This window comes from Lentzea kentuckyensis, assembly GCF_002150765.1.
GTDB lineage: Bacteria > Actinomycetota > Actinomycetes > Mycobacteriales > Pseudonocardiaceae > Lentzea > Lentzea kentuckyensis.
Map to the genome: position 1 here is coordinate 1 of NZ_MUYM01000125.1, position 7,993 is coordinate 7,993.

Annotated in this window: 9 protein-coding genes; all 9 read right to left on the bottom strand. The window is 68.5% G+C overall.

Annotated features, from left to right (window positions below):
* Positions 1-1,262 (bottom strand): nSTAND1 domain-containing NTPase (locus B0F77_RS40520; RefSeq protein ID WP_143467183.1); only part of this gene is annotated, 1,262 nt, incomplete at its 3' end.
* Between the two features lie 170 nt (positions 1,263-1,432).
* Entirely contained in the window at positions 1,433-2,167 is a 735-nt protein-coding gene (locus B0F77_RS40525; protein ID WP_086668371.1) for a pseudouridine synthase, read from the bottom strand.
* Positions 2,160-3,125 (bottom strand): SMC-Scp complex subunit ScpB, encoded by a 966-nt coding sequence (gene scpB, locus B0F77_RS40530; RefSeq protein ID WP_425435795.1) that lies wholly within the window; start codon positions 3,123-3,125, stop codon positions 2,160-2,162. The genes B0F77_RS40525 and scpB overlap by 8 nt, the downstream gene beginning before the upstream one ends.
* Before the next feature lie 209 nt (positions 3,126-3,334).
* Positions 3,335-4,168: a segregation and condensation protein A gene (locus B0F77_RS40535; protein WP_211294281.1), complete on the bottom strand. Its 834-nt coding sequence runs from the start codon at positions 4,166-4,168 to the stop codon at positions 3,335-3,337.
* Positions 4,165-4,509, bottom strand: coding sequence for a hypothetical protein (locus B0F77_RS40540; protein WP_086668373.1), 345 nt, complete (start codon positions 4,507-4,509; stop codon positions 4,165-4,167). The genes B0F77_RS40535 and B0F77_RS40540 overlap by 4 nt, the downstream gene beginning before the upstream one ends.
* Positions 4,506-5,429, bottom strand: a complete 924-nt coding sequence (locus tag B0F77_RS40545) for a ParA family protein (protein WP_086668374.1) — start codon at positions 5,427-5,429, stop codon at positions 4,506-4,508. Before B0F77_RS40545 ends, B0F77_RS40540 begins: the two co-directional genes overlap by 4 nt.
* 101 nt (positions 5,430-5,530) lie before the next feature.
* Positions 5,531-5,860 (bottom strand): ArsR/SmtB family transcription factor, encoded by a 330-nt coding sequence (locus B0F77_RS40550; protein ID WP_086668375.1) that lies wholly within the window; start codon positions 5,858-5,860, stop codon positions 5,531-5,533.
* Between the two features lie 24 nt (positions 5,861-5,884).
* Positions 5,885-6,760: a site-specific tyrosine recombinase XerD gene (gene xerD / locus B0F77_RS40555; RefSeq protein ID WP_169731058.1), complete on the bottom strand. Its 876-nt coding sequence runs from the start codon at positions 6,758-6,760 to the stop codon at positions 5,885-5,887.
* Positions 6,761-6,768: 8 nt separating this feature from the next.
* Positions 6,769-7,839, bottom strand: a complete 1,071-nt coding sequence (gene ald / locus B0F77_RS40560) for an alanine dehydrogenase (RefSeq protein WP_086668376.1) — start codon at positions 7,837-7,839, stop codon at positions 6,769-6,771.
* Positions 7,840-7,993 lie beyond the last annotated feature (154 nt).

Below are 7,993 nucleotides of genomic sequence, written 5' to 3' on the forward strand. Positions count from 1 at the left end.
TCGCGCAGGCGTGGCCAGGAACGGATCAACGCCTCGTGCGTGAGCTCGGCATGGTGCTCGGTGAGCGTGACGAGCCGGGCGTTCGCGAGGTGCTCCAGCACCTCGGCGTCCAGGTCGGCACGGGTGGCACGACGTTTGGTGTCCTCGGTGCCCTCACCCAGTGCGATCAGGCGCAGGAAGATCCGGCGGGCGGTCTGCCGCTGCTCCTCGGTGAGCTGCGAGTACACGGCCTCGGCGGTGCGGGCGATGGCGTGCTCGACGCCCCCTGCCTCCTCGTAACCGACCAGCGTCAGGGTCATACCCCGGCGCCGGTGCCACGTCTCGGCGAGGACGTGCTGCACGAGCGGGAGCACGGCGGCCTGGCCTGCCACGTCGGCCACCAGGCGGGTGACCAGGGCGGTCTCCACCGCAGCACCGACGTGCAGGGCAGGTTCGACGATGGCGCGGCGGAGCTCGTCCGTGGTCATGGGGCCGACGAGGAGCTGCGCGCCCTCCAGCGCCTCGACGAGTTCCGGGTGACGGCCGATGTGGCCGTAGAAGTCGGCGCGCACGCCGATGACCACGTGCGGGGCGCTGACCAGGGCCTGGACGAACCAGTCGCGTTGCGCGGGCCCGCAGAGGGTGAAGATCTCCTCGAACTGGTCGATGACCAGCACGAGGTCGTGCTGCCTGGCGATCAGGCCCAGCGCGGCCGGGTCGGTGAGCTCGGAGCTCAGCACCACCGCGGAGTCACCGGTCACCTGAGCGATGCGGACGGCGCACTCGTCGAGCGGCTGCACCCCCGGCGTGAAGATCAGAGCCCGCTCGAGGTGTGGCAACAGCCCTGCGCGCAGCAACGAGGACTTGCCGGAGCCGCTCGCGCCGAAGACGCCGACGAACGGACGCGCGCTGGTGAGTTCGACCAGCTTCGCGGTGAGCTTCTCGCGGCCGAAGAACCGGGCGGCGTCTTCCTGCTGGAACGCCTGCAGCCCCACATAGGGTGCCTCGCCGGTCGGTTCGGGAGGCGCCGCGATCGCACGCCAGCGCTGTTCCCACTCCTGCTCGTCGCCGTCACACGCCTTGACGTAGGCGAGGGTGACGGCGAGCGACGGCAGCTTCCTGCCACCCGCGGCGTCGGAAAGCGTGGCAGCCGAGTAATGCGCCCGTGAAGCGAGCGTCCGATAGGACGGTTTGCCTGCCTTGTCCCTCAGCTTGCGGAGGTCCGCGGCGAAGCTGCCCAGCTCGGTGTCCTCGCTGTCCAGCGGACGTTCGGTGCGTGGCATGTCGGTCTCCCCCTGTGACCGATTGTCTACATCTTGTTGTTCAAAGCGCATGCTCGACCCCTTACAACGTCATCGCCGTAGCGTTCTCGTTGCAAGGTGAATGGGGGTTCACCGCAGGTCGCCCCTCCGGGACCCTGGGGGCCGGAGGGGCGAGCGGGTTCAGATTCTGATCAGAGACCGACGAGCTTGTAAAGGCCGCCGACTTCCTGGCGGTTCAGGACACGCATCGAGCCGGGGCGCTGGTTGCCGAGCGACACGTCGCCGACCGCCACGCGCACCAGCGACTGCACCGGATAACCGACGTGCTCCAGCAGGCGGCGGACGATGTGCTTGCGGCCCTCGTGCAGCACCACCTCGACCAGCGCCTTGCCGGGCACGGCGCTGATGAGCTTGAAGGAGTCGACCTTGACCGGGCCGTCGTCCAGCTCGATGCCGGCCTTCAGCTTCTTGCCGAGCCCCTTCTCGACCGGGCCGGGCACCTCGGCGAGGTAGGTCTTCTTGACGTTGTAGCTCGGGTGCATCAGCCGATGCGCGAGCTCGCCGTCGTTCGTGAGCAGCAGCAGCCCCTCGGTCTCGGCGTCGAGGCGCCCGACGTGGAACAGCCGCTCCGCGCGGTTGCGCACCAGGTCGCCGACACACGGGCGACCCAGGTCGTCCTCCATCGTGGAGAGCATGCCGAACGGCTTGTTCAGCGCGATGGTGACGACGTCCTCGCGGATCTGCACCCGCACGCCGTCGACGTGCACCACGGCCGTCTCGGGGTCGATCCGCCGGCCCTGCTCGCGCACGACCTTGCCGTCGACCTGGACGCGGCCCTGCTCGATCAGCTCCTCGGAAGCACGGCGCGAGGCGATCCCCGCCTGCGCGAGCACCTTCTGCAGGCGCACGCCCTCGTTCTCAGACATCGTCGATCGCATCCACTTCGGGCAGCAGCGGCGCGATTGGCGGCAGGTCGGCGAGCGACGACAGCCCCAACCGCTCCAGGAACAGTTCGGTCGTGCGGTACAGGATCCCACCCGTGTCGCTGTCCGTGCCCGTCTCCTCGATGAGCCCCCGCGCGACCAGGGTCCGGATCACACCGTCCACGTTGACGCCACGGACCGCCGCAATCCGCGCCCGCGTAACAGGCTGCCGGTAGGCGATCACCGCGAGCGTCTCCAGGGCCGCGCGGGTGAGTTTCGCGCGCTGGCCGTCGAGCAGCAGCTTCTCCACGAACGGGGCGTACCGGTCCCGCGTGTAGAACCGCCAGCCGTCCCCCGCCCTGCGCAGGTCGATGCCACTGCCGGACTCGGTGTACCGGGTGGAGAGTCTACGGAGTGCCTCCTTGATTCGCTTAACCGGCTGCTCAAGGGCACTGCTGAGCTGGTCTTCCGCGATCGGGCTGTCGACCACGAGCAGCACGGACTCGAGCGCGGCCTCGAACTCGGCGTCGTCGGCCAGGTCCGGGAGACCTGAGTCCTCGATGGACTCCTCGGGGGCTGCGGCGAGGAGCTGGGCTTCGAGGGTGGCGGCGTCGGCGTCGGCCTGGAGGTCGGCTTCGGGCTCGGGCTCGGGCTCGGTCTTGGGCTCGGTCTCGGGCTGGGCGGCAGATTCGGCTTCCAGTTCGGCAGCGGGCTCGGCTTCGGCGGCGGCCTCGGACCCGGTGCCGGATTCGGGCCCGGCGGCAGGTTCGGCTTCGGGCTCGGCGGCGGGGGCAGGCTCGGCTTCCGGCTCGGCCTCGGACCCGGCAGCAGGCTCGGCTTCCAGTTCAGTGGCGAACTCGGCTTCGGCGGCCGTCTTGGACTCGGTGCCGGGTTCGGTCGCAGTGTCAGGCGCCGCTTCGAAGGGCTCCGCGATCTCGGGCTCGGCAGCGGAGTTGTCCACAGGCGCGGACTCTGACGTGCCGTTTTCGTCGGTGCCGCCCGATAGACTGGAAACCGGGGGGACCCCCGCGGCCGCAGAGCCGACCTCAGGGGCGTCCTCCGCGAGCTCGGGCGCGTCCGGCGTGGCCTCCTCGGCCTCGGGCTCGCCCCCGTCGAACGCCGGTCCCGGGTTCTCGATCTCCGCCGCGTCCGGCCCGACCAGTGGCTCGCTCATCCGCCGTAATCCTCATCCTCGTCGCCGGCGTGTGCCTGCGCCTGCGCGTCCTCCAACGTCCCGCCGACCCACGTCACCTGCAGCGGCCCGAGCGGGTCCTCCTGCTCGAAGGCCAGCGACTTCTCGCGGTACAGCTCCAGCAGTGCCAGGAAGCGCGCCACCACCTGCATCGTCTCGGTGCAGTCGGCGACGATCTCCGAGAACGACGCCGTGCCCTTCTCGATCAGCATCGCCCGCAGTTCGTCGGCCGTCTCGCGGATCGACACGCGGTGCTGGTGGATGTGCGCCACCGACAGCGTCCGCTTCTCCTTCGGGCGGAAGGCGGCGGCCGCGATCAGGGCGAACTTGCCGGGCGTCACGCCGAGCATCACCTCGGGCAGCAAGCCCTCGAAGCGCGGCTCCAGCGACACCGACCGCGGATAGCGGCGGAACGCGCCCTGCTCCAGTTCGGCGAACAGGGCCGCTACCTGCTTGTAGGCGCGGTACTGCAGCAGGCGCGCGAACAGCAGGTCGCGCGCCTCCAGCAACGCCAGGTCGTCCTCGTCCTCGACGTCACCGGTCGGCAGCAGGCGTGCGGCCTTCAGGTCCAGCAGGGTCGCCGCGATGACCAGGAACTCGGTGGTCTCGTCCAGGTCCCACGCCTCACCCATGCCGCGGATGTGCGCGATGAAGTCGTCGGTGACCCGGTGCAGCGCCACCTCGGTCACGTCGAGGGTGTGCTGCGAGATCAGCTGCAGCAGCAGGTCGAACGGACCCTCGAAGTTCGTGAGCCTGACCTTGAACTTGCCATCATCCGGAACAGCAACTTCAGCAGGAAGTTCCTCGGTCACTGCTCGCGCAACCTGCGTACCAGCAGCGATGCGTCACCGTGCGTCTCAAGGTCGTCCAGCACGATCGCGATCGCCTCACGCACCACGCGGCCGCGATCGACGCCCAGCGAATAGGAACCGCGCAACGACAGCCGCGCCTGCTCCAGCGCCATCAGCTCCTCGTCGGACACGTACACCGTGATCTTCGTGGTGTGCTTGGTGCGGCCGGACCCGCGCCGCTGGACGGGCGGGTCGACCAGGTCCGAAGCCGCGTCCGGGACAGGGGCCGCGACCGGCTCCGGGGCGGCAGCGGTCAGCCGGAAGAGTTCGGCCGCCCCTGGCAGTGAAGGGCGACGGTTCACCGGGCGATCACCTCGCGAGCCAGCGCGCGGTACGCGTTGGCGCCCGAGGAGCGCGGGGCCCACCGCGTGATCGGCTCGCCGGCGACGGTCGTCTCCGGGAAGCGGACCGTGCGGTTGATGACCGCGTCGAACACGATCTCGCCGAACGCTTCCACGACGCGGGCCATGACCTCGCGCGAGTGCAGCGTGCGCGGGTCGTACATCGTGGCGAGGATGCCGGTGATGTTGAGCTTGGGGTTCAAGCGTTCCTTGACCTTCTCGATGGTGTCGATGAGCAGCGCCACCCCGCGCAGCGAGAAGAACTCGCACTCCAGCGGGATCAGCACTCCGTCCGCGGCCGCGAGGGCGTTCACCGTGAGCAGGCCGAGCGAGGGCTGGCAGTCGACCAGCACGTAGTCGTAGTGGTCGATGACGGGACGAAGGGTGCGCACGAGCGTGTGTTCGCGGCCCACCTCGGACACGAGCTGGATCTCTGCCGCCGAGAGGTCGATGTTGCTCGGCAGCAGGTCCATGTCGTCGACCATGGTCTTGCGGATGACGTCCCGGACGGCGGTGTCGCCTTCCATGATGACGTTGTAGATCGTGGTTTCCAGCTGGTGCGGGTGCACGCCGAGGCCAACCGACAGCGCGCCCTGCGGGTCGAAGTCGACGAGCAGCACGCGTCTGCCGTACTCGGCCAGCGCCGCGCCCAGGTTGATGGTCGACGTCGTCTTGCCGACGCCGCCTTTCTGGTTGCACACCGCGAGGATCTTCGCCGGGCCGTGGTGCAGCAGCGGCGGCGGATCCGGGATGTGGCGGCGCGGCCGGCCGGTCGGACCGATGCCGTCGACCTGCTCGTGAGCGACATCGTCCACCGGCGCGGCGTGCGGAGCCAGGTTCAGATCGGCACGGGGCGCGAAAGCGTGCTCCGGTGTCGACATGGCTGGCGATCCCTCACTGGTCGTAGTCGTCTCTCCGGGCGCAGCCTAGGCCGCACCCGTGCGAGCGGCAACGCGCCTCGCCGGTGTTTGTCAAGACTTTGTTAGGCCGGAACATCCGCTCGTGTACGTCGGTCAGCGGCGGAAAGCACCACGTCGAGAAGGCCCGGGAAGAGGAGATCCAGGTCGTCCCTGCGCAGCGACACCCAGCGCTGATTGCCCCGGCAGCGTGTTCGGGTGATGCCAGCTTCGCGCAACACGCGCAGGTGCTGGGAGAGGGTCGATTTCGCGACATCAACCTCGAAAGCCCCGCACAGCCTCTCGCCGCTCAACTGGATCTGGCGCACGACCGCGAGCCTCGTCGGGTCACTCAGCGCGTGCAGCACCGCGGCTAGATCAATGGCCTGTGGGGACGGCTCGTCCAAGTTCGGCACCTGACCACCGTACCCGTGGAAGCCTCATGTTCCAGTGGCCCGAGGGTGTGCAGTTGTGTAGACCTCCCTCAAAGTCGTAACGGTTACCAGTGTGTACACCTGAGTGGTCGTAACGGATGCGTGCCCAAGGAGTTCTTGCACCACCCGAACGTCCGCACCCCCTTCGAGCAGATGGGTGGCAAACGAATGTCGCAACGTGTGAGGAGACACCGCAGCCGAGATTCCAGCCTCCTCCGCGGCGGTCTTCAGAACGGTCCACGCGCTCTGCCGGGAAAGGCGTCCACCGCGTGCGTTCAAGAACAAGGCAGGCGTCCCACGACCCTTGGCCGCCAACGCGGGGCGCGCCCGCACCAGGTACGCGTCCACCGCGGCCAAAGCCGGCCGCCCGACCGGAACCAGCCGCTGTTTTCCTCCTTTCCCGTCCAGCAACACCGTCCGCTCGGAAGCGTCGATGTCGTCCACGTCCAGCCCCACGACCTCGGAAATTCGCGCTCCAGTCGAGTACAGCAGCTCGAGCAGGGCCTTGTCCCTGAGGTTTCCCACAGTTTCCAGGAGGGTGAGAACCTCATTGACCGGCAATGCTTTCGGCAACCGCTTCGGCGGCGACGGCGGATGCACGGCACGTGCGGCGTCGTGCGGCACCACGCCTTCACGGTGCGCAAAGCGGTGCAATCCCCGTACAGCAACCAACGTCCGTGCGGCCGACGACGCCGCAAGACCGCTTTCCCGCAACACCGCCAGGAACTCGCTCACCTGTGACTCGGTGACAGCGCTCAGCTCCGTGACACCGATGGACTCCAGGTGCTCGGTGTAGCGGCGCATGTCTCGGGTGTAGGAATCGAGTGTGTTGCGTGCGGTGCCGCGCTCGACGGCGAGGTGGTCCAGATAGGTGGCCACCAGGTCCTGAATCACTCCAGCCCTTCCAACACGATCTCGCCGTCCCGCGCGTTGACGCCCTTCGCCAGCGCGGGATCCTCCGCCACGGCCGTTTCGAAACCCTTTTCAGCCAACGCGACCACGTACGGCAACGTCACGTTCGTCAGCGCGTAGGTCGAAGTGTTCGGTACGGCGCCAGGCATGTTCGCGACGCAGTAGAACACGGAGTCGTGCACTCGGTACGTCGGATCGTCGTGGGTCGTCGGCCGGGTGTTTTCGAAACACCCGCCCTGGTCGACCGCGATGTCCACGAGCACGCTGCCGGGACGCATCCGGGAGACCAGGTCGTCGCTGACGAGCTTCGGCGCCTTCGCTCCCGGCACGAGCACCGCGCCGATCACCAGATCCGCCCAGCGGCAGGCCTTCTCGACCTCGTAGGCGTTCGACGCGATCGTCTGCAGGTGCCCGCGGTAGGTGAAGTCGATCTGCCGCAACCGGTTGACGTTGTTGTCCAGCACGATGACCTCGGCCTGCATGCCGACGGCCATCGTCGCCGCGTTCATCCCCGCCACGCCGGCGCCGATCACCGCGACCTTGCCCGCGGCGACTCCGGGCGCTCCGCCCAGCAACACTCCGCGTCCGCCTTGGGCGCGCTCCAGGCAGTGCGCGCCCACCTGAGCCGCCATCCGCCCGGCGATCTCGCTCATCGGCGCCAGCAACGGCAACGACCCGTCCGGCAGTTGCACGGTCTCGTACGCGATGGCGGTGATGCCGGACGAGGCGATCGCCTTGGTGCACTCCGCGCTCGCCGCCAGATGCAGGTAGGTGAAGAGCACCTGATCGCGCCGCATCCGGTGGTACTCGGGCTCGATCGGCTCCTTGACCTTCAGCACGAGATCCGCGAGACCCCACACCTCGTCGGCGGTCGCGGCGATGCGCGCACCCGCCGCCGTGTACTCGTGGTCGGGGAACGACGAGCCCGCACCGGCGTCGTGCTCGATCACGACCTCGTGCCCGCGGCGCACCAGCTCGACCACACCCGCCGGCGTGATCGCGACGCGGTACTCGTGGTTCTTGATCTCCTTTGGGACACCGACCAGCATCGTCGCAGCGTATTCCCGATATCGATCTGCTGCATCGGATAACGTGCTGAGCCGTGTCAGACGCATTCGGGCCAGAACAGCAGCGCATCGGCAACCAGCAGCGCGAAGAGGCGATCACCGCGCTCAACGACCACTTCGCGCTGCTGGTTGCCGA